The sequence below is a fragment of the Mucilaginibacter sp. CAU 1740 genome (genome assembly GCF_039839285.1).
GTDB lineage: Bacteria > Bacteroidota > Bacteroidia > Sphingobacteriales > Sphingobacteriaceae > Mucilaginibacter.
The window spans coordinates 138886-163647 of record NZ_JBDOQS010000009.1 but is presented as its reverse complement, the minus strand read 5'-3'; the positions used below and the strand labels follow the sequence as shown (position 1 = coordinate 163647).

23 protein-coding genes are annotated in these 24762 nt (G+C 42.4%); 10 read left to right on the top strand and 13 right to left on the bottom strand.

Annotated elements, in window-relative coordinates:
* Positions 1-50 precede the first annotated feature (50 nt).
* The 3 genes from AAFN85_RS19770 to AAFN85_RS19760 all read right to left on the bottom strand — a co-directional run bounded on the left by AAFN85_RS19770 (position 51) and on the right by AAFN85_RS19760 (position 2385).
* Complete coding sequence (locus AAFN85_RS19770; protein WP_347529334.1) at positions 51-560, bottom strand: hypothetical protein; 510 nt, start codon at positions 558-560, stop codon at positions 51-53.
* Between the two features lie 215 nt (positions 561-775).
* Positions 776-1195, bottom strand: a complete 420-nt coding sequence (locus AAFN85_RS19765) for a nuclear transport factor 2 family protein (protein WP_347529333.1) — start codon at positions 1193-1195, stop codon at positions 776-778.
* Positions 1196-1407: 212 nt separating this feature from the next.
* A complete protein-coding gene (locus AAFN85_RS19760) occupies positions 1408-2385 on the bottom strand; it encodes an AraC family transcriptional regulator (RefSeq protein ID WP_347529332.1) in 978 nt (325 codons plus the stop codon).
* A gap of 97 nt (positions 2386-2482) precedes the next feature.
* Here AAFN85_RS19760 and AAFN85_RS19755 point away from each other — a divergent pair, with 97 nt between their 5' ends.
* The 4 genes from AAFN85_RS19755 to argS all read left to right on the top strand — a co-directional run bounded on the left by AAFN85_RS19755 (position 2483) and on the right by argS (position 8032).
* Positions 2483-4570: a TonB-dependent receptor gene (locus AAFN85_RS19755; protein WP_347529331.1), complete on the top strand. Its 2088-nt coding sequence runs from the start codon at positions 2483-2485 to the stop codon at positions 4568-4570.
* Between the two features lie 30 nt (positions 4571-4600).
* Entirely contained in the window at positions 4601-5215 is a 615-nt protein-coding gene (locus tag AAFN85_RS19750; protein ID WP_347529330.1) for an HmuY family protein, read from the top strand.
* A 169-nt stretch (positions 5216-5384) separates the two neighbouring features.
* Complete coding sequence (locus AAFN85_RS19745) at positions 5385-5876, top strand: cupin domain-containing protein (RefSeq protein ID WP_347529329.1); 492 nt, start codon at positions 5385-5387, stop codon at positions 5874-5876.
* 227 nt (positions 5877-6103) lie between these two features.
* Positions 6104-8032 carry an arginine--tRNA ligase gene (argS, locus tag AAFN85_RS19740; protein WP_347529328.1) on the top strand — a complete coding sequence of 643 codons (1929 nt, stop codon included), beginning with the start codon at positions 6104-6106 and terminating at the stop codon, positions 8030-8032.
* Positions 8033-8148: 116 nt separating this feature from the next.
* Here the strand turns inward: argS and AAFN85_RS19735 are convergent, their stop codons facing one another.
* The 6 genes from AAFN85_RS19735 to AAFN85_RS19710 all read right to left on the bottom strand — a co-directional run bounded on the left by AAFN85_RS19735 (position 8149) and on the right by AAFN85_RS19710 (position 12456).
* Complete coding sequence (locus AAFN85_RS19735) at positions 8149-8436, bottom strand: hypothetical protein (RefSeq protein WP_347529327.1); 288 nt, start codon at positions 8434-8436, stop codon at positions 8149-8151.
* Between the two features lie 68 nt (positions 8437-8504).
* Complete coding sequence (locus tag AAFN85_RS19730) at positions 8505-9395, bottom strand: 3-hydroxybutyryl-CoA dehydrogenase (protein ID WP_347529326.1); 891 nt, start codon at positions 9393-9395, stop codon at positions 8505-8507.
* A 43-nt stretch (positions 9396-9438) separates the two neighbouring features.
* On the bottom strand, positions 9439-10056 hold the full coding sequence (bioD, locus tag AAFN85_RS19725) for a dethiobiotin synthase (RefSeq protein ID WP_347529325.1): 618 nt from the start codon (positions 10054-10056) through the stop codon (positions 9439-9441).
* Complete coding sequence (locus AAFN85_RS19720; protein WP_347529324.1) at positions 10046-11182, bottom strand: pyridoxal phosphate-dependent aminotransferase family protein; 1137 nt, start codon at positions 11180-11182, stop codon at positions 10046-10048. Before AAFN85_RS19720 ends, bioD begins: the two co-directional genes overlap by 11 nt.
* 66 nt (positions 11183-11248) lie before the next feature.
* Positions 11249-11605 (bottom strand): hypothetical protein, encoded by a 357-nt coding sequence (locus AAFN85_RS19715; protein WP_347529323.1) that lies wholly within the window; start codon positions 11603-11605, stop codon positions 11249-11251.
* 74 nt (positions 11606-11679) lie between these two features.
* Positions 11680-12456, bottom strand: a complete 777-nt coding sequence (locus tag AAFN85_RS19710; protein WP_347529322.1) for a helix-turn-helix domain-containing protein — start codon at positions 12454-12456, stop codon at positions 11680-11682.
* An 86-nt stretch (positions 12457-12542) separates the two neighbouring features.
* Here AAFN85_RS19710 and AAFN85_RS19705 point away from each other — a divergent pair, with 86 nt between their 5' ends.
* Positions 12543-12899, top strand: a complete 357-nt coding sequence (locus tag AAFN85_RS19705) for a GIY-YIG nuclease family protein (RefSeq protein WP_347529321.1) — start codon at positions 12543-12545, stop codon at positions 12897-12899.
* 239 nt (positions 12900-13138) lie between these two features.
* Here AAFN85_RS19705 and AAFN85_RS19700 read toward each other — a convergent pair whose 3' ends face one another.
* A complete protein-coding gene (locus AAFN85_RS19700; protein ID WP_347529320.1) occupies positions 13139-13705 on the bottom strand; it encodes a fasciclin domain-containing protein in 567 nt (188 codons plus the stop codon).
* A gap of 427 nt (positions 13706-14132) precedes the next feature.
* Here AAFN85_RS19700 and AAFN85_RS19695 point away from each other — a divergent pair, with 427 nt between their 5' ends.
* Complete coding sequence (locus AAFN85_RS19695; RefSeq protein WP_347529319.1) at positions 14133-15137, top strand: phosphotransferase; 1005 nt, start codon at positions 14133-14135, stop codon at positions 15135-15137.
* 89 nt (positions 15138-15226) lie between these two features.
* Here the strand turns inward: AAFN85_RS19695 and AAFN85_RS19690 are convergent, their stop codons facing one another.
* The gene (locus AAFN85_RS19690) at positions 15227-15970 is read right to left on the bottom strand and encodes an SDR family oxidoreductase (RefSeq protein WP_347529318.1); all 744 of its coding nucleotides are present in this window, start codon (positions 15968-15970) and stop codon (positions 15227-15229) included.
* A 101-nt stretch (positions 15971-16071) separates the two neighbouring features.
* Between AAFN85_RS19690 and AAFN85_RS19685 the strand changes: the two genes are divergently transcribed.
* The 3 genes from AAFN85_RS19685 to AAFN85_RS19675 all read left to right on the top strand — a co-directional run bounded on the left by AAFN85_RS19685 (position 16072) and on the right by AAFN85_RS19675 (position 17922).
* Complete coding sequence (locus tag AAFN85_RS19685) at positions 16072-16428, top strand: helix-turn-helix domain-containing protein (protein ID WP_347529317.1); 357 nt, start codon at positions 16072-16074, stop codon at positions 16426-16428.
* Positions 16429-16535: 107 nt separating this feature from the next.
* Positions 16536-17348 (top strand): oxidoreductase, encoded by an 813-nt coding sequence (locus AAFN85_RS19680; protein WP_347529316.1) that lies wholly within the window; start codon positions 16536-16538, stop codon positions 17346-17348.
* 4 nt (positions 17349-17352) lie between these two features.
* Positions 17353-17922, top strand: coding sequence for a Crp/Fnr family transcriptional regulator (locus AAFN85_RS19675; protein ID WP_347529315.1), 570 nt, complete (start codon positions 17353-17355; stop codon positions 17920-17922).
* Between the two features lie 64 nt (positions 17923-17986).
* Here the strand turns inward: AAFN85_RS19675 and AAFN85_RS19670 are convergent, their stop codons facing one another.
* Positions 17987-21205: a DPP IV N-terminal domain-containing protein gene (locus tag AAFN85_RS19670; protein ID WP_347529314.1), complete on the bottom strand. Its 3219-nt coding sequence runs from the start codon at positions 21203-21205 to the stop codon at positions 17987-17989.
* Positions 21206-21311: 106 nt separating this feature from the next.
* Positions 21312-23642, bottom strand: coding sequence for a transglycosylase domain-containing protein (locus tag AAFN85_RS19665; RefSeq protein ID WP_347529313.1), 2331 nt, complete (start codon positions 23640-23642; stop codon positions 21312-21314).
* A gap of 215 nt (positions 23643-23857) precedes the next feature.
* Here AAFN85_RS19665 and AAFN85_RS19660 point away from each other — a divergent pair, with 215 nt between their 5' ends.
* Positions 23858-24736, top strand: coding sequence for a polyphosphate kinase 2 family protein (locus AAFN85_RS19660; protein ID WP_347529312.1), 879 nt, complete (start codon positions 23858-23860; stop codon positions 24734-24736).
* Positions 24737-24762 lie beyond the last annotated feature (26 nt).

Sequence of the window (24762 nt, the reverse complement as noted above, 5' to 3'; positions counted from 1 at the left end):
TCAAAAAAGGAGGCCAAACTAAAATATATAGAGTATCGGCAGGTGAGCTTTTACATAGATGGGCTTAATGCGGCCTTACGTTGTTTTTTTAATTTGATTGCCTGGTAAATCATAATAACGGCAAATACGGTTAGTAATGACAATAACCCCGTTTTAACAACAGGCGAATCGGGGCCATCGGCAAAGGGTTGTTCAACCGGGAGGCGTGTGAGTGTTTCTACCACCGCCGGAATCAGGGAGAAGAACAGTGTTGCCGTCATCCCTACGGTTTGCACATAACCGGCTTTGCCACCAAATATGCGTAGGGCAGGGGCGTAGTAAACGATAGGCAGCGATATCAGTATAATGATTGATAAGTTGTGCGCGCTGCTGAGGTGCCCGGTTTTCATCACCAAAAATGATGACAGGCAGGCCAGCACAGTAAACACACCGTATATTTTCCCGTTTTTTGATTTTGGATCGATCTTCCCATCCTGAAACAGGGCCATAAATCCTACTGCTACACCTACGATACTTATCGCGGTATGAATAGCTCCGAATGTTGATAAAGCGTTTGGCATGGTAATGTTAGTTAAGGTTAAAGTATGTTTTTAAGTGATTTGTACTTTTATATGTCTTAAAATGTCCAATACCTATGCCGTTGTTTTAAGTTATTGATAGTGAGTTTTTTGTGCGTTTTTACTATCTGGAGATATTACGATATATCGTAAATGATTAAGTTTTATTTACGGTATATAGCAAGCGTATTATTTTACTAAATAATAGAAACAGAGATTTAATACGACTTCAGCCTCCTGTCTTCTTCTTTAATGGGCAGATCATTAATGCTGGCATAGCGTTTTTGCATCAGCCCATTTTCATTAAACTCCCAGTTCTCATTGCCATAAGCGCGAAACCATTCGCCGGCGGCATTTTGATACTCGTATTCAAAACGTACGGCTATGCGGTTATCGGTAAATGCCCAGAGTTCTTTTTTTAGCTTGTAGTTAAACTCCTTTTGCCATTTGCGGGTTAAAAACTCAACTACCTGTTCACGACCGTTCACAAATTCCGATCGGTTGCGCCATTCGGTATCAATAGTGTAGGCTAATGATACACGGGCGGGGTCCTGGCTGTTCCAGGCGTCTTCGGCTAATTGCACTTTTTGGGTTGCTGTTTCAAAATTGAAAGGGGGGAGTGGGAGCTTTTGTTCCATAATGGTAATATTTAAATAGCTATACCAAAATTAGACGATTATAAGGTAACCTAATGGTATTAATTATGGTTCTTGTTGTATTATATTTTGTTAATTTCTGGATGACCAATTGTTATCCTGTAAGCAATGAAGCCTAAAAAATCAGAATACTTTAGCTGATACTCCAAGCGTAGGATAAAAAAGTTGTAGGTTTTATACTACGTATTAGTTGCTTATCCTAAAAGCATTCCACTAATAAATACCAATATCAACTTGTCGAGTTTACTTGGCAAGAGGTCGAATCGTTTTTTAAAGGCCGCAGTAAAATGATGTGCATTTTTATAACCTACAGTTTCCGCTACCTCGCCAACACTTTTGCCCCTTTGTAGCATCTTGTAGGCTGTGTCCATCCTCAATTCGCCCAGGTAACCGAAAACTGTGTTACCAAATAAAGCCTTGAACCCTTTTTTTAGCTTGAAATCATTTAATCCGGTTTTACGCGATAGTTCGATCAATGAATAAGGCATCTTTATATTTTGTTCAACCAGTTTTTTAGCCTCCATGAGGCGTGCTTTATCGGTATTGGTAAAAGCAAAACCCGGATCATCTTTTTGAGTTGCCGGTTTATGTACCTCGGTTATCAGTTCCAATATTTTAGCTTCGAGCAACAGGCGTTTTATATACAGAGGATGAGGTGCATTTAAAATATCTCCTGTGACAGAAATTGGTTTTATATAAGGAACGCGGCTTCGGAAAAGGTCCGGCTGTTGCTGCAGGTTTAAATGGAAGTTTCCGTTACCTGTTATTTTGTCAATAAAATTTTGAGTGAGCAAAAAGGTAATCATGCTACAATTGCCAGCAATTGACACCTGGGTATTAAGATGGGAATGATAGGCTGAATAAGTATCTCCTTCCTGTATTTTAACCTTCGAACTGCTGGTCTTAAACTCCAGCTTACCTTTTGTAATGAAGCTTATATAGCGGCCGGGAATATCGCATTGGATATCGATCTGTATTGATCTTTTTATTTCATATGTGCTTTGAATCATCCCTATCCCTTCAATCCAATTTTCCCTGACCTTAACTGAAGCATCATCAGTAAAGATAAATTTTTGCGATCGCTCGCCAATGCAATCCTTGTCGATGAAACCTTCCGGGTAAGGAAGTGTGATTGATGGTGTTTGCAGGGCAGGAGTAAGGCTGATATACATAAAATCCGTTTGGCGTTGTTTTCAATCCGTTTGGCGTTAACCACACATAGCATTGATGTCACAAATTTGCATTATTATTTTTAATTAGTCTAAATAAATGAAATTTTTCTTTCCTCTTATTTTTATTTCGTCTGTGTCAACTGTAGCATTTGCGCAACAGGACACCACGAGGAAGGATAGCGCTAAGCAATTAAAAGAGGTAGTAGTAACCGGGACGCGTACCGCCAAAAGTTTACAGCAGGTACCGATCCCAATTACCCGCATCACCTCCGAAGAAATAAAAAAACGCGGACTGGTACGCCTGAACGAGGTTTTATCAGAACAAACCGGTATCAATATTTTGGATGACCCGCACGGACAGGGTATCCAGATCCAGGGTTTTGACCCGGCTTATACTTTGATCCTGATTGATGGCTTGCCGTTGATCGGTCGCAGTACCGGTATCCTGGAACTATCGCGCATCACTACCAATAATATCGACAGGATAGAAATAGTAAAAGGCCCTACATCTTCCCTTTACGGCTCGGAGGCAATGGCCGGCGTAGTGAACATCATTACTGCCGAGCCAGCCAAAGGCTTTTCGGGCGGGGTAGCGGGCAGGTATGGCACCAATAAAAATGCCGATTTTTCTTTAAACTCATCTTACAAAACCGATAAGTTTTACATCAGTGGCTTTGGCAACAGGTTCAGCAGTGGTGGTTATACTTTACAGCCTGCATCGGGTATCCCTACGGTATCACCTTTTAGTGGCTATACGCTGAATGGCAAAACGGCTTATCGTTTTGATGATAACAACAGCCTTAAATTATCGGTTAGGTATTACACTAACGATCAGGATAGCCGTTTCGCAGTTGAGGATAACCGTTTCGCATCCGGCAAAGGCACCGAAAAAGATTTTAACATTGCCCCGGTATTTACCCATCGCTTCAGCAAAAAAGATGTATCGGTATTGCAGCTTTACCGTTCGGTTTATAAAACCAATTCGGATATCAGGTACGAGGATAACAACAATGTTTACGATCAAACATTTTTTAACCAAACCTTTAACCGCGGCGAAATTCAAAACGACTACGCGATTCAGGATAACCTGAAACTAACCGCCGGTGCAGGCGCGCAGTACGAAACTGTAGAAGCCACACGTTACACCAAGCAGCAATCCTTTACTTCGGGCTATGGCTATTTCCAAGCGGATTGGCTACCGGTTAAAAAGCTGGATGTTATAGCTGGCGGAAGGTTTGACGCGCATAGCGTTTACAAATCGCAGTTTAGCCCTAAGCTGGCGGCAAGCTATGCACTTAGTGATAAGTTTACCTTATTGGGTTCGGCTGGTAAAGGCTATAAAGCACCAGATTTCAGGCAATTGTACCTCAACTTTACCAATGCCGAAGTTGGTTACAGTGTATTTGGTTACGAAGAAGCTAAAGCCGGCGTTGAAAAGCTTCAGCAATCTGGGCAGATCGAATCTATATTGATCGACCCATCAACCCTCAAAAGCTTAAACGCCGAAAGCTCAACCGCTTTTAACTTCGGTTTTAGGTACAGGCCGGTAAGCAAATTATACTGGACAGCCAACCTGTTCCGCAACAATATCCGCAACCTGATCGAAACAGCCGCCATCGCCATCAAAACCAATGGGCAATCGGTATTTTCATACTTCAACCTTAATAAAGTTTTTACCCAGGGTGTAGAAACGGATGTTACCTACCAGCTTTTTAAACCATTGCAAATTGGCGGCGGTTTCCAATACCTCGAAGCTTATGATCAGGATGTACTCGACCAGATCAAGGCCGGTAAAGTTTTCACCAGAGATCCTGAAACAAACATCACTAAAGTTTTAAAGCGCAGCGATTATGGTGGTTTGCTGAGTCGCTCAAAATATACCTACAACATCAGGCTTAATTATAATGATGATAAAACAGGGATCAATACTTCATTAAGGGCTATTTACCGCGGCCGCTATGGTTATAAAGATACCGACGGCAACGGTATTGTTAACCGCGATGATGAATATACCAATGGCTATATGCTGATCAACGCCTCGGTTTCAAAACTTTTTATGAAGGATGCCCTGAGGTTACAGATCACTGCTCAAAACCTGTTCAATCACAAAGATCCGCAGGTGATCCTGAACCTGCCCGGAAGGCTCATTTACGCAGGTATAGCCTACAATTTTAACAAGCAATAATTCATTTAAACGATCATAAATTTCAAACACATGTACAACTTCAAAACGTTATCCTTAGCACTTGGTGCCGCTGTTCTGCTTTTCGCTTCATCATGCGATAAAAACGATGATACCCCAGAACCGGCGGTAAGCAAACTGACCACTAAAACCGTTAACGATCTCGACAACGTTGCCACTGCAACAACGTATTTTAGCCTGGCTACAGGTACACAGGTAACCGGTGCCGATACCGCTTCTGCTACCAAATGGGACCTTAAATTTAAAGCCACCAGCATTTTTGTAAACAGCGGTACTTCGGGTACAGGTACAGCGCAAGCCCAAATAGTAAGCAGCACATTTGATAGCCTTACCGATGCGCCAACATCTGGCTATAAAGCTGATGCTACTGGTGCCCCTGCAATTTCGGGCTGGTACACTTACACTGCCACTACCGAACCTCAGCATGCTATTTTACCGGTACCGGGCAAAATATTAGTTATTAAAACTGCCGATGGCAAATACGCTAAAGTTGAAATATTAAGCTATTACAAAGGCAATCCAAGTACTACAACCGCTACGTTTGCCGATTTAACTACACGTCCGGCTTCGCGCTACTATACTTTCCGTTACGCTTACCAGGGCGACGGTACTACAAGCTTCAAATAGACAGGTTATCTATTGGTTGGTTAATTAATGTCGGAAGCCTCCCGCAAGGGGGGCTTTTTTGTGTTAAAGATTTTCTTTCACCCCTCTTTGCTGCGCAGCAGTAGAGAGGGGCGACCAGCGGAGCGAAGTCGGGGTGAGTAAATAGGCCGTATGTGTATATCTTTGCTTTATGGAAAATCTATCCGCCGAATATTATATCCAAACGCTAAACCTGCTGCCGCATCCCGAAGGTGGTTATTACAAAGAAACCTTCCGCTCCACCCAACAGGTAAACCGGACAGGCGCGGCAGATGTTAAGCAGGCCTGTACATCAATTTATTACTTATTGGAGAATGATGATTTTTCGGGCTTTCATCGTATTGCTTCGGACGAGATCTGGTATTTCCATAAAGGTGCGCCATTATTGATCCATGTAATTGAGACAGATGGTAATTTGATAAGCCATGAATTATCGGATTTGGATACCGGCGATTTTTCAGTTGTTGTTGAAGCCGGATCATGGTTTGCAGCCGAGATTAAAGCAGGAGAGGGTTTTGCGTTGGTGAGTTGCGCCGTAGCACCTGGTTTTGATTTCAGCGAGTTCGAAATGGCTAAGCGGGATGAATTGGTAGCGCGCTATCCTCAACATAAGGATTTATTAACACGGATGTGTAGAGAATAGATCATTGGCCGCTTGGATATACGCGGCACCTACGGAGCCGGGGAACTTTTTTGCAATCTTTTCTATAACACGATACTCCTACGGAGTTCCGGAAAATTGCATTTTTAACTCCATAGGAGTATTGTGTTTATAGCACTAATTATCTACCTGGGGTTGGCTCCTTAGGCACCTCGTATATCTAAGCAGAAAGATGCTATCATTCCGCCCAATTTATTTAATTTTGCCCTATGAATTTTATTATTGAAGCAGCCGTAAAAGCAGTTAAACATTTATACCAAACTGATATTGAACCGGCTGCTGTTAGCATACAGGAAACCCGTAAGGAGTTTGAAGGCCAGGTAACCATTGTAACCTTTCCGTTTACTAAATTTTCGCGCAAAGGCCCCGAGCAAACCGGTACCGAAATAGGAGAATACCTTAAAAGTGAATTGAAAGAAGTTGCTTCTTTCAATGTAATTAAAGGTTTTTTGAACCTTTCTATCAGCGATGAATACTGGATCAGCCAGTTATATAATACCATCACTGCCGATGATTTCGCGGTAGCAAAACAAAACGGACAGAAGGTAATGGTTGAATACTCATCACCAAACACCAACAAGCCTTTGCACCTTGGCCACATCCGTAACAACCTGTTGGGTTATTCGGTTGCCGAAATTCTGGCTGCCGATGGTTACGAGGTGATCAAAACCAACTTGGTTAATGATCGTGGTATCCACATTTGTAAATCAATGCTGGCCTGGCAAAAGTTTGGTAATGGCGAAACGCCGGAGTCATCAGGCATGAAAGGCGACCACTTGGTAGGCAAATACTATGTACTTTTTGATAAGGAACTAAGAGAGCAACTTAAACCAATATTGGCCGAGGTTTACGAAAGCAATAACCTGACTGCATTTAAGGAAGTTCAAAAGGTAAAAATAGAAGAAGCCTTAGCGACCATTACCAAAGTAAAAGCTAAACAAGCACAAACGCCAGAAGACAACGAAAAGCTTTTAAAAGAACTTGCCGATAAAATAGAGGCCGAAGAGAATAAGATCAAAGAAGTAGCCAAGAATGTTACCCCCATCATGATTGAAACCCAGCAAATGCTGCAAAAATGGGAAGCAGGCGATGAAGAGGTGATGAACCTTTGGCGTACCATGAACGGCTGGGTGTACGCCGGCTTTGCCGAAACCTACAAGCAATTGGGCGTTGATTTTGATAAATACTACTACGAATCGAATACTTACCTGTTAGGTAAAGATATTATTGAAGAAGGCCTTGCAAAAGGAGTGTTCTTTAAAAAAGAGGATAGCTCGGTTTGGATAGATCTGACCTCGGACGGTCTGGATGAAAAACTGGTACTCCGTGGTGATGGTACTTCGGTTTACATTACCCAGGATATGGGTACTGCCCAGTTAAAATATAACGATTATCACATGGATAAATCTATCTATGTGGTAGGGAACGAGCAGGATTATCACTTTAAAGTACTGTTCCTGATACTGCAAAAATTGGGTAAAGCTGGTGCCAATGGATTGTTCCATTTATCATATGGGATGGTCGACCTGCCATCAGGCAAAATGAAATCGCGTGAGGGAACGGTAGTTGATGCCGATGATTTGATGGCGGAAATGAAGGCGACTGCGAAAACCGAAATTGATAAGAACGGAAAAGTTGATGAGTTTGATGAAGATGAAAAGGCGCAGTTATATCACACCGTAGGTATGGGGGCACTTAAATATTTTCTTCTTAAAGTCGATCCTAAAAAGCGATTATTGTTCGATCCTAACGAGTCTATTAATCTACATGGGCATACGGGGCCATACATTCAATATTCACATGCCCGTATCAAATCTGTTTTAAAAAAGGCGGGTTATCAGGTAGATGTTAAAGTAGACATAGCCGAATTAGCTGGTATTGAACTGGACTTGATCGTTTTGTTAAACAGATATCCGGAAATTATAAAAGAGGCTGCTATTGGTTATAGTCCGGCTGTAATCGCCAATTATGCTTATGATGTGGCTAAAACATTTAATAAGTTTTATGATGAAAGCCCGATAATGAAAGCTGAAAACGAAACTTTAAAACAGTTTCGTTTGACACTCTCAGCATCATCAGCCAAAGTTATAAATAACGCAATGAAGTTATTAGGGATAGACGTGCCTGAAAGAATGTAATAAGCAGTTAACAATTTACAGTTTGCAGTTGTCCTTGAATTGCAAACTGTAAACTAATTTCCAACTTGCAGTTAGCTTTTTACTGCCAACTGCAAATTGAAAACTGCCCACTGATATTATCTCCAATAACCTCTCACCCAAACATAACCACGGTTAGTTGGCTGCCAGTGGCCTTGCACATACACCCGGTTGCGTGGCCTTGCATAAAATCCCCTGCGATATACGTAGTGATTGCCGCGCCAAACCCATTCGCCGGGAACCCAAACCGCGTTTGGATACGGTGCTACCGGGCGTTCATAAACAGGTTCAACAGGTTGTTCGGTTACATAAGCCTGACTGGAGCATGAAGCAAATAATGAGCCTGTTAAGACAAGTACTATTCCTAATTTAGCTATGGTTTTCATTTTTAGATGTTTTTTAATTGTCAACTATTAACTATTGACAGCCTGAAACATCAAAAGTTTAACTGCGCTTAAGTGGTAAATTTGTCTGCCACTACCAGGTCTTTACTACCGGCAGTGTATTTGTAAAAACCGCTGCCGGTTTTGGCACCTAAGTGTCCGGCGGTTACCATATTAACCAACAGTGGGCATGGGGCATATTTAGGGTTGCCGAAGCCATCGTGCAATACTTTTAAAATAGCCAGGCAAACATCCAAACCAATAAAATCTGCCAGTTGCAGCGGACCCATTGGGTGGGCCATGCCCAGCTTCATTACCGTATCAATTTCCTGCACGCCAGCCACGCCTTCGTATAGCGTATAAATGGCCTCGTTGATCATGGGCATTAAGATACGGTTGGCCACAAAGCCGGGATAATCATTCACCTCAACGGGATCTTTGCCCAGCTTGCGGGAAAGCTCCATAATAGTTGCGGTAACTTCATCTGTAGTTGCATATCCCCGGATGACCTCTACCAGCTTCATTACCGGCACAGGGTTCATGAAATGCATGCCGATAACATGGCTCGGTTTTTTGGTTACCGAGGCTATTTTGGTGATGGATATAGATGATGTGTTAGATGCGAGGATAGCGTTCTCGGCACAGATCTCGCTCAGTTGCTTAAACAATTTTAACTTGATCTCCTGGTTTTCGGTTGCTGCCTCAATTACGAGGTCGGCATTTTTAGCGCCTTCGGTTAAATCGGTAAATACATTGATACGACTTAAGGTATCGGCTTTGGCCTGCTCGTCAATAGTACCTTTTTTAACCTGCCTGTCTAAATTATTGGCGATGGTTTGCAGGGCTTTGCTCAGGGCATCGTCGCTGATATCAACCAATGCAACTTCAAAACCGTGTTGAGCGAAAGTATGAGCTATGCCGTTGCCCATAGTGCCTGAACCTATAACCGTAATGTTTTTCATAATTGGATACTATGTAGCCGGGAAGCATCTGGTGCTCCCGGTATTACAAGGTAATAAACTTACCGGCCTCTTTAATGGTTTTTTTATCTACAGTTTTATAATCGGGGATCTGGCCAAGGTCGGTCAGTTCCGAATATTCGAGGATATAGCTTTTTGAGTAGATGTCTTTCGGTCCGTTAAAAACAATGCCCATTACCGGGATGCCGTATTTTTTTAGCGCATGGATGGATAGCAGGGTATGGTTAATGCTGCCTAAGTAATGCCTGCTTACCAATACAACCCTGGCGTTCAGTTGTTTTATCAGATCGATGATCAGGAAATTGCTGTTAAGCGGAACCATTAACCCACCTGCACCTTCGATGATCAGCTGGTTATCGGTTTTTGGTAAAACGATGTTTTCCAAATCAATAGTTATCTTATCGAGGGCAGCCGATTTATGCGGCGAAAAAGGTTGGGTAAGCGCGTAGGCTTCGGGGAAAAATTGGGTAACGTTATTTGAAATGAGGCCTTTAACAGTTAAGGTATCGCTGTTATCAAGATCGCCCGACTGGATAGGTTTCCAGTAATCAGCTTTCAGTTTTTCTGTCAAAATAGCCGAAACTACGGTTTTACCAATTCCGGTACCGATTCCGGTAATAAATATAGGCTGTTTATCGGGCATGTAATCGCGTTAAATTTTTAAGGGTATCAGCCAGCAAAGTTAACTCATTTTCTGTATTAAAATTATGCAGGCAAATGCGGATGCGCTCCGTACCGGTCGCAACAGTAGGACTTAAAATTGGGCGGATATCCAAACCGTTTATTTGCAATTGATTAGCTGCCTCGCGTGCCAACTGGTTACTTCCAAAAAGAATACACTGAATAGCGCTATCACTTTCAATTAACGGAAAATCATCGCTCAGCTGCACCAGTTGCTTAAACAACCGGATGTTATTTTTAAGGCTGATGATACTATCATCGGATACGGAAAGTAGCTCGTAAGCCATTTTTATAGCCGCCAGCTGATGAAACGGAGCGGCAGTAGTATAAATAAACGGGCGGGCAAAATTTACAAGATAACTGCGCAGGTTAGCGCTCCCCAAAATAATAGCCCCATGACTGCCAAGCGCCTTACCGAAAGTAACCAACCGGGCAAATATCCGTTGCTGTAAAGCCAGCTCACAAACTATACCCTTAGGGTACAAGCCGACAGCATGGGCTTCATCAACAATAAGGGCGGCGTCGTATTTTTCGGTTAGGTTTAAAATCTCCAAAAGGGGAGGCGTATCACCATCCATCGAATAAACGCTTTCAATAACCACGTAGCAAGTGCCTTTGGCCAGCTTTAACTTGCTTTCAAGACTTTCCAGATCATTATGTTTAAAGCTGTACCGGTTAGCATAGCTTAATCGCGCGCCATCAATTATGGAGGCGTGTACCAGCTCATCTAAAATGATGGTATCTCCCCGCTGTGCAAGGGACGAGAGCAGGCCAAGGTTGGCATCATATCCGGAGTTAAATAGCAGCCCTGCTTCGCTTTGGTGCCAGTCGGCTATCTGTTTTTCAAGCTCTTCGGCATACTGAATATTGCCTGATAGCAATCTCGACCCGGCAGAACCATTCAAACTAAGTGGGTGATTTTCTACTTCGGTAGCTATACTTTGCTTTAAAGCGGGTGAATGGGCAAACCCAAGGTAATCGTTCGAACAAAAATCGGTAAGGCCGCTTTCCGGTTTTAAAGTCCGGTAATTACCTGTTTGTTGCCTGTCGGCAAGTTTCGATCTTAAAAAATCTTCGGCCTGTTTCAATGCTGGTGTTTTTGCAAAAATAAAAAAAGCGGCAAAAGCCGCTTTCCTATTTTATCATGTTTAATATTATTGGCCTCCGCCCTGGCGCATACGGTCCATGCGTTCTTTCATGGCTTTATCAAACGCTGCAGCCTGCTCTGGAGTTAAAATAGCTTTTATCTTAGTTGTAGTAGCCTCCATCATTGGGCGCATTGCCGAACGCATTGCATCTCTGTCGCCGTTGGCTGCGGTACGCACGCTGTCCATTTTTGTAGCTTGCTCTTTATAAACGGCGGTGATCTTGGTAGTTTGATCATCGGTTAGTTTAAGTTGAGTTTGCAAATCCTTAGCTCTTTCTTCAGGACTTTTCCTCATCCCGCCTTGCGCGTGGCTTGCTGCCGAAATTCCTAATACGAAGCAGCACATTAACAATAATTTTTTCATCGCTTTTTAATTTAATTTACGTTTTAATCTTAAGATAAAGATATAGCGCAATGGTTTAAAAAAGCCGATGTAACTTAATTGTTGCCTTGTTGCAGGTTAGATATTGAGCGTTGCATTTGGGCCATCATGCTGGTAAGGCTTTCCATAGTTGGCTCTGGCGATGGCTCTGGCAAATGGGTTGAAATATAGCCTTTTGCCTTCCATAACTCCAATACATCCTCGCCCGATATTTCATACGGCTCGTAAACCGGGTTATCTGAAATCAACTTCAGCTTTTTATTCTCTTTAAATTTGTTACCAATGCGTTTATATACCACTCCATCATTTTTAGAGATCACCACATAGGTTTCGCCGCTTTTTACATCGCCCCAGTTTTCTACATACTCACCTATTATAATAGTACCCGATTGTAAAGGCAGCATCGAATCGCCTTTGATCTCGAAAGCACGGAAAGTACCTTGCTTAAACATAGGCAGATAAAACTTAGGTAACTGCGAAACGTATTCCGGGTCGGCATAGCCATTAAGGTAGCCCGCGCTGGCTTTTACCGGCACCATTTCAATATTTTCATTATCCTCTTTATCAACCGAAATGCTCAGGATCCGGATGTTGGCAGGGTTACCTTTTGGTTTTGGCTGCCATTTTTCGTTGATGGTTTCGTTGATAAAATCATCAATAGTAACGTCAAAATAGGTTGCTAATGTTTTTAGTAGTTCGTATTTCGGATCGGCACGGTCTTCTTCATATGCTCCTACTAATGAACGTTTTATACCTAATTCATCCGCGAATTGCTGCTGGGTAAGCCCCTTTTTCTTGCGGAGAAATTTAATATTTTGTGAAATTATTGACATAAAATTTGGATTTGCTAAATTTATTAGTAATTTTATGCTCATAAAGTTAGTAATAATTATTTGTTCACCAAATTTTTTATCATAAAATGAAACGTTTCGTTTATATCATTACCGACAGAAACCGCAAAAATCTGCACGTAGGCTTATGTTCTGACCTAATGAAGACCATTCAGTTTTACAGCGATATGCCAACCTTGTTTTTTGACAATGCACAACAGCTAAATCGCTTAGTATATTTTGAAGAGATCAATACCGAAGAGCAGGCTATGGAACGTTTTAAAGTAGTGAGCACTTTTACCCGCCCGCAAAAAGAAAAAATCATCCGCTCGGTAAACCCAGATTGGATCGACCTAACCATCGGTTTAAAATATGAAAGCGGTTTACGTGTAAGGCCGCAATTGCGCCCATCGCTAAATGCCAACCGCAGGGTAATGGCTTTTTAATAAAGCGGTATATCTATTATATAGTGTCTTTATTAATCCATCCCGATTGGCGAGGTTAATTGCCGGATAGGTGTTGGGGATGTTATATATTTCTGATGATAGTGTTATGGATTACCCCATAGCTGTTATCATTAATTATTGCTACTTTTTTGGGATGATTGGTTTGAGAGATAACTGAAACCTCATGTATATATAATGTCCCACTGCTTGTTGTTGGGCAATGCTGATCAACGTTCTTTTTAGATCACTCTCTTTTTAGGTATTAATACTTTGTTCACTACATGGATAATACCATTGTTTTGAGTGATATCTGGCTGGCTAATCGAGCTTTCGCCGCCATTGCCATCAATTAAAATAATATTGTTGTTGCTATCAATTTTAGCAGTAAGTAACCCGCCCGATAGTGTGGTGAACGTGGCGGTGCCTTTGTGTTTGTTTATTTGTTTCCTGAGGTTTTTGAGTTTGAACTCGCCAACTATCGCGTGATAGGTAACAAGGTCGGTCAAGTCCCATACATGTGCCGGTTTGGAAAGCGAATCGAGTTTGCCTGTTGGTAAATCGGTGTACCCATCATCAACAGGAACAAAAATAGTGATCGGTCCGCGACTGGTATAGGTACGGGTGAGGTCGGTTTTTTTGATGAATGATGAGAATATGTGTGTATTAGGCGTTAAAGAGATATTTTTTACGATATCATTTGTAGGTAGCATAACCGGGATGATTGGTGCATTACTTTTGCTATCGGCTTGCGCCAGCAAAATTAAACTGTAAAAAGTTGCGAACGTAAGGAGTAGTAACTTTTTCATAGTGTGTAGGTTATAGCTTAAACATACAAAATATAAATAGGTTTTTAAATTTGAGGATGGCTTCTTATCTCACAAGGGGTTTCCTCCTTGTCATGTTGAACGGTAGCGAAACATCTTCTTCTCCCTGTATAGCCACTCGGCCCAGTTTAAGAAGACATTATCCGTGAAATAATAAGAATTAACGTCGTGCTGTCCGCTGGTTAGCGGATCAGAATACCACTCGCTAAGCAACCGTGCTAAGCAAAGTAGCTATCTGTCATGTGGGATGCCGATCCGCTAACCAGGGGACGGCATGATGGTAAGGGGGGCATATACTCCTTCACAAACCTTAGTTTTTATTTACTCAGCATGACACTACGTTTTAATGCGATTGGCAAAACAAAAGCTTCACAATCTTAACAGATAAAACTTCTACCTTTGTTAACCTATGGAGATTTTCCCCACACAATACTCAACCTTATCATCAAGCGCGCTCAATATCAAACTTGCCGAGAGCTATGGCTTAACGGGTACTACCTGTAGATTATTGATCCGTAACGTGAGCGATACCTATGTTATAGAAAATGCCACCGATAAGTACATCTTCAAAATATACCGCGATGCGCACCGCAAATTGGATGAGATCATGGGGGAGATAGAATTACTAACTATCTTATTTGAAAACGGTGCGAAAGTATCAAAGCCAATCCCCGACAAACAGGGCGAAATACTTCAAAATTTCAACGCCGCCGAAGGAACGCGTTATGGCGTGATGTTTTCATGGGCGGAGGGTAAGCCTGTTTATGCGATGAGCGATGAGCAGCTCCAAATTGTTGGAAGGGAAATGGCCGCTATTCATAATATAACCTCATCAATTCAACTTAGCTATCATCGAAAAGATTATTCGGTTGATACAGCGATTATCCTACCACTTGAGATTGTCGCTCCCGCGTTTGCTGAACTTGGAGAAGAATATGAATATTTAATGCGTACCGCAAATGAAGTGATCAAACAGTATGATAACTTCTCATCCGGTTTCAATTATGGCTATTGCCATTTCGATTTTCTGCCTAAAAATTTTCACTTTAGCGATACTGATGATATCACTTTTTTTGATTTTGACTTTGCGGGCAAAGGGTTGTTGGCTTATGATATAACATCGTTTTTCCTTCATTTCTTTTTGGAATTTATACAAGGTAAGAACACAAAAGAGGAGGCGCGCACTGCTTTTCAAACTTTTGTTGCCGCATACCGTAAAGTTAGGCCTTTATCTGAAGAAGAAATTAGCGCCATCCCATACCTGGGTTTCGGATTCTGGATCTTTTATCTGGGCTTTCAGTACGAGAACTTTGATGATTGGTCTAACCTGTTTTGGGGGCCGAAGTTTTTGAAAGATAGGGTAGCGCTGATCAAAAAATGGATGGATACCGCTCATCTGTTATTGCCCGCTTAATAAGCAATTGTTATCCTTAAAGTAAAACAGCCGGAAGATGATATCCTCCGGCTGTTTTTACAATAAGCCAATAATGGCGATGGATAAGTTTATTTCAATCCATAATTGAGGTAACCACCATCGGCTACTAATTCAGTTCCGGTAATAAAACTTGCCGCGTCCGAAGCCAGGAACAATACTGCTTTAGCAATTTCATCCGGATCGCCTAATCTTTGCAATGCGGTAGCAGCAGCTAAATGCGGTTTTGCTTCAGCAGGCACGGCATATTCCAAGCCTGGTGTTTGAACTGGTCCCGGGCTGATGATGTTTACGCGGATCTTTCTTTCGGCGAGTTCATTTGCAGCAATCTGAGCTATTTTATTCAATGCCCCTTTGGTTGCAGAATAAACACTGGTGCCAACATTTGATGCTGTAGCCACGGTTGATGAAGTAAATACAACCGAAGATCCATCCGCTAAATGCGGGATCAACTTTTGCAAGGTGAAGAAATGCCCTTTCACATTGGTATTGAACTGCGCGTCGAAATCGGCTTCGGTGGCGTGTTCAATCGGAGTAAATACCGCTATGCCGGCGTTAAGGAAAAGAACATCCAGTTTGCTGCCACTTTCTGAAAATGCTTTTCCCAATATTTCAATGTCTGCCAGTTTTGAAGTATCTGATACTACAGTTTTCAGATTGGGGCTATTGATCTCGGCACTTGCCTTTTGTAAGTTAGCCTCATTTCGGCCGGTGATCCAAACGGTTGCACCATCGTTAATAAATGCTTTCGCGGTTGCTAATCCAATCCCTGTGGTGCCACCTGTTATAACTACGTTTTTACCTTTAAAATTCATGTTTGTTTTTCTTTTGTATGATGCAAACTTATAACACATAAATTTATTTTAGTTACTTTGTAACCAAAAGTAACAGTAACTTTTGAGTAACAAGGTAACTTATGGCTGACTATACATGCCTGATAGGGCACAAAAGAGAGATCATGGCGGTACATGATGCGATGGATGTACTGAACGGAAAATGGAAGATCTCGATCCTTTCGTCTATTTGCTATTACAATAAGCGACGCTTTTCGGATATTTTAAGCGATGTAAGCGGAATCTCTAACAAAATGCTGAGCAAGGAACTAAAGGAGCTTGAAGTAAATAAACTGATAAAGCGAACGGTTTTGGATACTCAGCCTGTAACGGTTCAATATAATTTAACCGAATACGGTCTCACTTTGCAAACTATCATAAATAACCTGGCCGAGTGGGGGATGAAACACCGGGAGGTGATCATAAACGATCTTGCGTAACACACATATATTTTCGCAGTCTGGTTGCGCTTTTTGCCAAATGGCAAATGTTATCCTGGTAATTAAACTCAGCTTTGTGTTGATCATCAACGTTAAAAATCAAACACATGGCAAAAATAGTTTTAGTTACAGGGGCATCATCGGGTATAGGTAAAGCAACCGCTATTTGCCTGGCGCAGAACGGCTACCAGGTTTATGGTACTGCCCGTCGCGCTGATAAATTGCAGGAGTTAACCGGATACGGCATACAACCAATAACACTTGATGTTACCAGCGACGATAGTATAGTTAATTGCGTAAATACCATTTTAAAAGAGCAAGGCAAAATACATGTGCTCATTAATTCGGCCGGGCTTGGCTCATATGGCGCGTTGGAAGATGTGCCGATGGCCGAAGCCAAAAATCAAATGGAAATTAACCTGTTTGGTGTGGCCAGGCTGATACAAATGGTTTTACCCGGTATGCGTAGCAATAAATACGGTAAAATCGTGAATATATCATCGGTAGGTGGCAAAGTCGGCTTGCCGATGGGAAGCTGGTACCATGCCAGTAAATTCGCGCTTGAAGGTTTAAGCGATAGCTTGCGTAATGAGGTAAGGCAATTCGGGATAGATGTTATAGTGGTAGAACCGGGCGGTACAAAATCCGAAATGATGGGCATCGGTGGTGACGACCTGATGCGGGTCTCGGGTAATACTGTTTACGGGAAGTTGGCTGGGGCGCTAACCAAAATGTATGGCACTATGGAAAAGAACGCTGCCGAGCCGGTTGTAATAGCTAAATTGATCAAGAAAAGCATCGAGGCCAATAGTCCGAAAACACGATACGTTGGCGGCGCTATGGCAAAACCGATGTTGTTTTTCAGAAAAATGTTATCGGATAAGGCGTTTGATAAGTTTATTATGATGCAATTAAAGTAATAGCATGGAGCAATTGATCAATTATTTATTGAGGTTTGGGCAATTGAACCCGCAGCAGATAGATCTGATAAAGAGCAAAGCCCATGTAAAATCGATAAAAAAAGATGAGTATTACCATGAGGCCGGAACGATACCCCGCGAAGTTATATTTTTAACCGAGGGTATTATGCGGGTATGCTACTATGATAACAGCGGCAACGAAATAACCAAGTACTTTTTAGATGAAGGGAATTTTGTAGCCGATATCCATAGCTTTAACCAGGGCATCCCATCTACCGAATATGTACAGGCGGTTACCGATTGCACATACACAGTTTTATCAAAACGCGATCTGGATGAATTATCCATGACCATCATCGGCTGGGACGCCATTATCAGCAAAGTGACGGCCAAGGGCCTTGCTGATAAAGTTAACAGGATAAGTGGTATGATGGCCGACGATGGGAAAGAGCGTTACCTCAGATTTTTATCAAATTTCCCCAACATGGTAAATCGTATCCCGCTATCGTATTTAGCTTCTTATCTCGGTATCACACAATCATCCTTAAGCAGGATCCGAAGAAATATAAAATAGTCTGCAAGCAACAAGGGCCGGAGAATTAAATTTCCGGCCCTTGTTGCTTGTATGTTTTCTATTATTACCAGCCTGGTGTAAAGCCTAAACCAAACAATGGTTTCTTAACATCGGTACGGTTAAACGGAACGGCTAAATAAGGCTCCAGAATAAAAGCGCCAAAAACATTTATCCTTAATGATATACCCGCGCTCAGCGCCGGTACACGGCCGTAAACATTTTGGGTAGTAACATTACCTTCACTATCAACAACCTGTTGCTGGCCAATCACAGGCGGGTTTTTCTGGAAATAAATATGATCGCCCGAGTTCCAGGCTAAGCCTGCATCAAAAAACAAGTTCAAATCTGTAAACAGGAATTTTGATTTAATGGCTGCCAGTTTCTCCGGACCGGTAAATGGTAAACGTGTTTCGAAATTGAATACAGCTAAACGGCTTCCTGATAACTGATCGATAGTGAAACCATTAGTTGCAGTAGCCTGGTTGCGGTTATAAAACGTTTGTCCTTCGTAACCACGGATATAAAATGGATAGCCCACAAAAAGCGGGTAAAGTCCTTTATCATCGCCAAACCTGCCAGTCGCAAAAAATCTCGCGGCGAACGTAACCGGAGCTGTCCTTACATATTTGCGGATATCGATAGTCGGCGAGAAAAATTTATAGGTACCAAAGTTGTAGCCAGCCTCCAACCTATATCTGAAACCATTAAGCGGCGCGGTAACACCGAAAAATGAATTGTCGCCAATTAACGCGGTAGAAAGGGTTAAAATTGAGTACGACTTAATGTTGTAGAAATATGATGTACCATAGTTTTGTCTTAGTACCTCGCTTTCTTCATTATTCGGTATTTTTTTTCTGTCGGATGCGATATAACTGCCGATACTTTTTTGTGGTTGTCCGTTAACCTGCGTTGTATCCAATTGGTAATAATCTGCATATCGATCAACCCGGTAATAGTTATGTGACGCGGCACCACTCACTTCAAAGCGTGTAGTGCGCGATATAGGGTAGGAGGTAAATACCCTGCCTGCATCCTCAAAGTTGCGGATAATGTCGATATTATCTGAATATACAGTTTGGTTTTTACCGCCTACATTCCTAACAGGGTAGGTTGCTGTATTGAAACCAAACTGATAGGGGATATGTGAAATACCAACACCCAGGTTCCACCTGCCGGTTTGATTAACGTAGGTAACGGCTGCTCCCGAATCATAAATTTGCCCGTTTACCGAAGCTGCGGCAAAGATCTGGTTACGGCCCAAGATGTCGCTGAATACACCCTGGATCCCGCTTGAAAGGCTGGTGCCGTAAAAGTTACTTACACCTACGCCAATACCGCTACCGGCCAAATAATCCAGCTTGAATTTCGAACGGTAAGGGATCGACTTTACCGAGTCGGCAGGGATTTTTCGGTAAGCCAAAAAGTTGTTCAGGTTGGAGTTGATCAGGTCAACACCTACCGAGCGATTTGGTGGCAAAGTTCCCGCCGCGAAATTTACATCGCCGGGCTGCACTAAAACCGGGGTAAAATCGGTTGCTTTGGCATTGTATATCGAATATTTTTGAGCGCGGTAGTAGGAGTAAACCACATCATCGTGATTAGAGATACTCAGCGCCGGTGAATATTCGGTAATACCCGAGATGCCGGTGAACAGGTTGGTCATCTGCTCAATTTTTCCGCCATTGATGGTGTACCTGTAAAGGTTGCGGAAACCATCGCGGTTGGATAAAAAGTAGATCTGCTTACCATCTGCCGAGTATTGCGGGTTAAGGTTATTAGCAGTATTGAATATTTTAAGGTCGGTAACTTTTCCGGTTGCAAGGTCAAGTTCGGCCAGGTTGAAGGGGATATCCTGCTCCAGGCTTTGATCATAAGTTGTCCTGTCGCTCGAAAAAATGATCTTTTTACCATCGGGCGAGTAGCTTGGTTGGTAATCGGAATATTTGTCGTTGGTAAGCTGAGTGATTTTTTTAGTGTCGAAGTTGTATGAGTACAAATCGCCTTGACCTTCAACCAATCCCTGAAAGGCGATATCCTTACCATTAGGCGACCATGACAGGTTGCTAAACTGTTCCACCTGCTCCATCGAAATATCATCAATTACATTCCCGCTTTTTAAATCAACAACATCCAGGCGGTTACGGCCTTTGCTGAACACGCTAAAAGCGAATTTTTGTCCGTCCGGCGACCAAGCACCTGCCGATTCGATAAAGTTAAATTCGTCAATATGCGTGTTGGATACTTTGCTGGTAAGCTTTCGCAATATTCGTCCTGTTTTGGCATCGGCCAGGTAAAGATCAATACTGAACAAGCTTTTGGCCGAAAGAAAGGCCACATATTTACCATCCGGGCTAACAGAAGGGGCAACTACCAGATCGCCGCCGTTTTTACTATCAATCAGTTTAATGCCTTTTGGCGTTTGTGTAGTATCTTTTAAATACGGCTTGTAAGTAGCTTCTATCGAGTTTTTCCAAAGGCGGGAAAGTGTACGGTCGTCATAACCAAACGTGCGCCTGATGCCGTACTCCATGCCATAGCGGGCCGCGTTTTTGAAAAACGGAACAATAACTGTATCTCCATAAGTAGAGCCAATGAACGACCAAAATGCCTCGCCATAGCGGTATGGGAAATATTTGCTGCTTTCGGTGAGGTCGCGTACCGACGGGATATCATGGTTCAGATACGCGTCGCGCATCCACATGGCCGTGTAAGTATCTTTTTTACCAAGCGAAAGGTATTCGGCCATACCTTCGATCATCCAAAGGGGGATATTGTTAATATTTTCATACTCGGATGAATCGTGGCCTAACAATAAGCGGTATTGAAAAGCGTGAACCAACTCGTGGCCAATAACGTGGCGGGTGGTTTGGTTGGTTTCCATTACCGGCATTACTACACGATTTTTCAGGCCTTCGGTAACACCGCCGGTGCCCACGCTAATCTCACCATCAATAGCGGTGGTTTGCTGAAAATCGGGGTGGTTGGCGTATAGGATTATCGGATTGGCATGTTTAAACGTATCCCTGAAAACCTGTTGGTGCAGGGTGTACCACAGTTCGCTTTCCTGGGCGAAGCGTTTTACCATGCTATCGTTTTTCAGATAGTAATAAATTTCGAAGTGCGGGGTTTTGTAAACGTTGAACTTAAGGTTTTTGTACCTCACTTTATTCTGGCCAAAATACTGCGCCTTGGCATTGGTACTTAACAGTAAAGTGCCAACAATAGCAATAAATATAATGGTGTACTTTTTAACTCTATTGAAAAGTGAGTAAGCTTTATTCATATATTATTCAAGTAAATAGATATGCTAATTTAACAAAATAAGGCTGTTCTTAATTAAAAAACAACCTTATTCATTTTATCTTCACTAACCGGAAACGTCCCTAAAGCTACCTGTTTTGTGCAGGCGGTGCGCTTTCCGGATTCTCTGGCGCTGGTTCCTGTACAGGTGTTACGCCGGTTGTATCAATAGGGTTGCTTAGGCTATCTGTTGATGTGGTATCTTCTTCAATATGCGGCGATGGGCAGTTGTAAGTTTTGGTGATCTTGCTCCACGGTTTCGGGAACGGACCATAGGTATACCCCAGTGATTTATCAGCATAAACCTTTTCCATAAAGCTGCCGAAAATAGGCAGGGCAGTGTGCGAACCTTCGCCGGTTTCGGAGTTGGTAAAGTGTACCGAACGGTCGTCGGCACCAACCCAAACGCCGGTTACAAGGTCTTTAGTGATACCCATGTACCAGCCGTCCACATAGTCAGACGATGTACCGGTTTTACCGCCAATCTGGTTGTCTTTTTTCCAAAGGCCATTGTATTCCCAAAGTGCCTGCGAAGTACCACCCGGTTCTTCCATACCACCACGGAACATGTACAGCATCAGCCAGGCTGTTTCTTCGCTCAGTACTTTTTCGGTTTTTAGTTTAAATTCCTGTATCACGTTACCCTGTTGGTCGGTGATCTTGGTAACCAACAGCGGATCAATTTTTTCGCCTTTGTTAAGGAAGGTACTGTAAGCCCGAACCATTTCGTACACCGAAACATCGTTAGATCCTAATGATACCGATGGCACAGCCTTAAGCGGACTTTCAATACCGCAACGGTGCGCATATTCAACAATTTTATCCCAGCCGACTTTTTCGGTCAATTGCGCGGTGATAGAGTTTACAGATTTACCCATAGCCCAACGTAATGACATTTCGCGGTACGAAAAATGGAAATCGGCATTGTTTGGTTCCCAAACTTTGTCTTCGCCGTTGTCTTTGTATTTGATGGATACCGGTTTGTCGGTAAATTTATCGCAAGGGGTGTAGCCGTTATCCAATGCGGTTAAGTAGGCGAAAGGTTTGAATGTTGAACCTGCCTGCCTGCGGGCCTGGTTTACGTGATCGTAGTTAAAAAAACGGTGATCGATACCGCCTATCCACACTTTTATTTTCCCGGTAGATGGCTCAAGGGTCATCATGCCGGTGTTAAGGATCTTGGCGTAGTATTTTATCGAATCGATAGTTGAGAAAGTAGTGTCGCGTTCGCCATGCCAGGTGAATACGCGCATCTTTTTCTTGGTTTTAAAGTAGTTTTGGATCTGTACGGTATCTCCTTTATATTTTTTATCCAGCAGCTTATAAATGCCTAAGCGTTGCTCGTTTTTAAGGATGAAATCTTTGATCTCAACACCTTTCGAATCGCGCCATGGCGTTTTATTGCCCCATAGGTTGTAAAAGCGCTTTTGTAGCATTTTCATCTTTTCAGCAACGGCCTCTTCGGCATATTGCTGCATTTTGGAATCGATAGTGGTATAGATCTTCAGGCCGTCTTCGTAAAGGTTATAATCGTTTTCCTTGCACCATTTATCCAGCCATTTCTCAACTGCGCGGCGCAGGTACGAGTCGCCATGCGAATCGTCTTCCACATAACTCAGATCAAGATTGAGCGGCTGGGCTACGCTTTCCTTGTATTGTGCGTTATCAATGAACTTATATTTTGCCATCTGCCCCAAAACAACATTACGCCTTTCGGTAGCGCGTTGAGGGTTACGGATAGGGTTATAGCTTGAGGTAGCTTTTAACATACCAATCAGCAAGGCAGATTCGGCAGGGTTCAAAGCGCTCGGTTGCTTATTGAAGTATTTTAACGATGCCGTTTTAATACCGTAAGAATTATTGCCAAACGGAACCGTATTGAAATACAGCGTTAAGATCTGCTGCTTATTATAAACATGCTCAATTTTAAAAGCGGTAAGCCACTCTTTGCATTTATAAACAATCGTATTTAAAACCGGAATATGTTTAATAACGCCCTGTGATTTCTTTTTACGGGTTTCGAAAAGGTTTTTGGCCAGCTGTTGGGTAATGGTGCTCCCGCCACGCTTATCGCCTTTAGCGGTAGATAGAATACTGGTAAAAAATGAGTAAAAATCTACACCGCCATGACTGTAAAAACGGGCATCTTCGGTAGAAACAAGGGCGTTTATGAGGTTGGGCGAAATTTCTTTAAATTCGATTGGCGAGCGGTTCTCTTTGTAGTACTGGCCTATCAGTTTACCATCGGCAGTGTAAACCTCCGATCCTACAGATAAAACAGGGCTTTTAATATCCTGCATATCAGGAGAGTATCCGAACAGCCCCAGGAAATTAAGCTCTATCGAACAGAAAAAGATAATGACGAAATATATAAAGATGACAAAGTATCGTAGAAATCGGTTGCGTATGCGTTTGAACATTGGGTAAAGATGAAAAATTATGGAACTATATCATAGTCCGTTTAGCAAATATTAACAACGTAAAATACACTGGTAAATTTTAGGTTAGCGTGGCATAATAACTATTTATAGTTTGCAAAGTACATAATAATACCCAAAATTGTTTGCAGGTAAATTTACTGCTGATAACAACATGATAAAACTTTAATGGCTGTTTTATATTATAGTATTTACACATGGAAAATTTAACCAATAAATTAAAGGCCCAAAGCGGCAAAAAGTTTTCTTTAAAGGATCATGACCCCGCCTTTACTGCCGGATATAAAAAGGATGATGCGGCGCTGCTGCTCAACGATCTGATCATTGAAACTACTAAGTTGCAATCGCAACTTTACGCCGCAAACAGCCATTCGTTGCTTATTATATTCCAGGCTATGGATGCCGCCGGGAAAGATAGTGCCATAGCGCACACCATGACGGGCCTGAACCCGCAGGGCTGCCAGGTGTATAGCTTTAAACAACCGAGTACCGAAGATTACGACCATGATTTTTTATGGCGACATTACAAGGCGTTGCCCGAGCGGGGACGGATAGGCATCCATAACCGCTCGCATTACGAAAACGTGCTGATAGCAAAAGTTCACCCCGAGTTTGTGCTTAAGGAGCGGATCCCCGGTATTAATAGTGTTAAAGATATAGGCCCTGAATTTTGGGAACAACGTTATAAAAGCATCCGCAATTTTGAGCAGCATCTTCAACAAAGCGGCACGGTTATCATTAAGTTTTTCCTAAATCTTTCAAAGCAGGAACAAAAGGAACGCTTTTTGAAACGAATTGATGACCCGGATAAAAACTGGAAGTTTCAAACAAGTGATATCCTCGAGCGGCAACGTTGGGGAGATTATATGAAGGCATACGAAACTGCGATAGCTGAAACATCAACCGATGAAAACCCCTGGTATATTATTCCGGCTGATAAAAAATGGTTTACCCGGATCGGGATATCAACCATTGTATTAGATACCCTCAAAAAAATAAAGCCAGAATACCCTGTGCTACCCAAAGAGGAAATGGAGGGATTAACTAATGCGAAAAAGAAATTGGAGAAGGAGTAAATTATCTGCGCTTACAAATAGAGGAT

Excerpts from the sequence above, each read along its gene's own strand:
- AAFN85_RS19770 (WP_347529334.1), bottom strand. The coding sequence starts at position 560 with ATGCCAAACGCTTTATCAACATTCGGAGCTATTCATACCGCGATAAGT.
- AAFN85_RS19765 (WP_347529333.1), bottom strand. The coding sequence starts at position 1,195 with ATGGAACAAAAGCTCCCACTCCCCCCTTTCAATTTTGAAACAGCAACC.
- AAFN85_RS19760 (WP_347529332.1), bottom strand. The coding sequence starts at position 2,385 with ATGTATATCAGCCTTACTCCTGCCCTGCAAACACCATCAATCACACTT.
- AAFN85_RS19755 (WP_347529331.1), top strand. The coding sequence starts at position 2,483 with ATGAAATTTTTCTTTCCTCTTATTTTTATTTCGTCTGTGTCAACTGTA.
- AAFN85_RS19750 (WP_347529330.1), top strand. The coding sequence starts at position 4,601 with ATGTACAACTTCAAAACGTTATCCTTAGCACTTGGTGCCGCTGTTCTG.
- AAFN85_RS19745 (WP_347529329.1), top strand. The coding sequence starts at position 5,385 with ATGGAAAATCTATCCGCCGAATATTATATCCAAACGCTAAACCTGCTG.
- argS (WP_347529328.1), top strand. The coding sequence starts at position 6,104 with ATGAATTTTATTATTGAAGCAGCCGTAAAAGCAGTTAAACATTTATAC.
- AAFN85_RS19735 (WP_347529327.1), bottom strand. The coding sequence starts at position 8,436 with ATGAAAACCATAGCTAAATTAGGAATAGTACTTGTCTTAACAGGCTCA.
- AAFN85_RS19730 (WP_347529326.1), bottom strand. The coding sequence starts at position 9,395 with ATGAAAAACATTACGGTTATAGGTTCAGGCACTATGGGCAACGGCATA.
- bioD (WP_347529325.1), bottom strand. The coding sequence starts at position 10,056 with ATGCCCGATAAACAGCCTATATTTATTACCGGAATCGGTACCGGAATT.
- AAFN85_RS19715 (WP_347529323.1), bottom strand. The coding sequence starts at position 11,605 with ATGAAAAAATTATTGTTAATGTGCTGCTTCGTATTAGGAATTTCGGCA.
- AAFN85_RS19710 (WP_347529322.1), bottom strand. The coding sequence starts at position 12,456 with ATGTCAATAATTTCACAAAATATTAAATTTCTCCGCAAGAAAAAGGGG.
- AAFN85_RS19705 (WP_347529321.1), top strand. The coding sequence starts at position 12,543 with ATGAAACGTTTCGTTTATATCATTACCGACAGAAACCGCAAAAATCTG.
- AAFN85_RS19700 (WP_347529320.1), bottom strand. The coding sequence starts at position 13,705 with ATGAAAAAGTTACTACTCCTTACGTTCGCAACTTTTTACAGTTTAATT.
- AAFN85_RS19695 (WP_347529319.1), top strand. The coding sequence starts at position 14,133 with ATGGAGATTTTCCCCACACAATACTCAACCTTATCATCAAGCGCGCTC.
- AAFN85_RS19690 (WP_347529318.1), bottom strand. The coding sequence starts at position 15,970 with ATGAATTTTAAAGGTAAAAACGTAGTTATAACAGGTGGCACCACAGGG.
- AAFN85_RS19685 (WP_347529317.1), top strand. The coding sequence starts at position 16,072 with ATGGCTGACTATACATGCCTGATAGGGCACAAAAGAGAGATCATGGCG.
- AAFN85_RS19680 (WP_347529316.1), top strand. The coding sequence starts at position 16,536 with ATGGCAAAAATAGTTTTAGTTACAGGGGCATCATCGGGTATAGGTAAA.
- AAFN85_RS19675 (WP_347529315.1), top strand. The coding sequence starts at position 17,353 with ATGGAGCAATTGATCAATTATTTATTGAGGTTTGGGCAATTGAACCCG.
- AAFN85_RS19670 (WP_347529314.1), bottom strand. The coding sequence starts at position 21,205 with ATGAATAAAGCTTACTCACTTTTCAATAGAGTTAAAAAGTACACCATT.
- AAFN85_RS19665 (WP_347529313.1), bottom strand. The coding sequence starts at position 23,642 with ATGTTCAAACGCATACGCAACCGATTTCTACGATACTTTGTCATCTTT.
- AAFN85_RS19660 (WP_347529312.1), top strand. The coding sequence starts at position 23,858 with ATGGAAAATTTAACCAATAAATTAAAGGCCCAAAGCGGCAAAAAGTTT.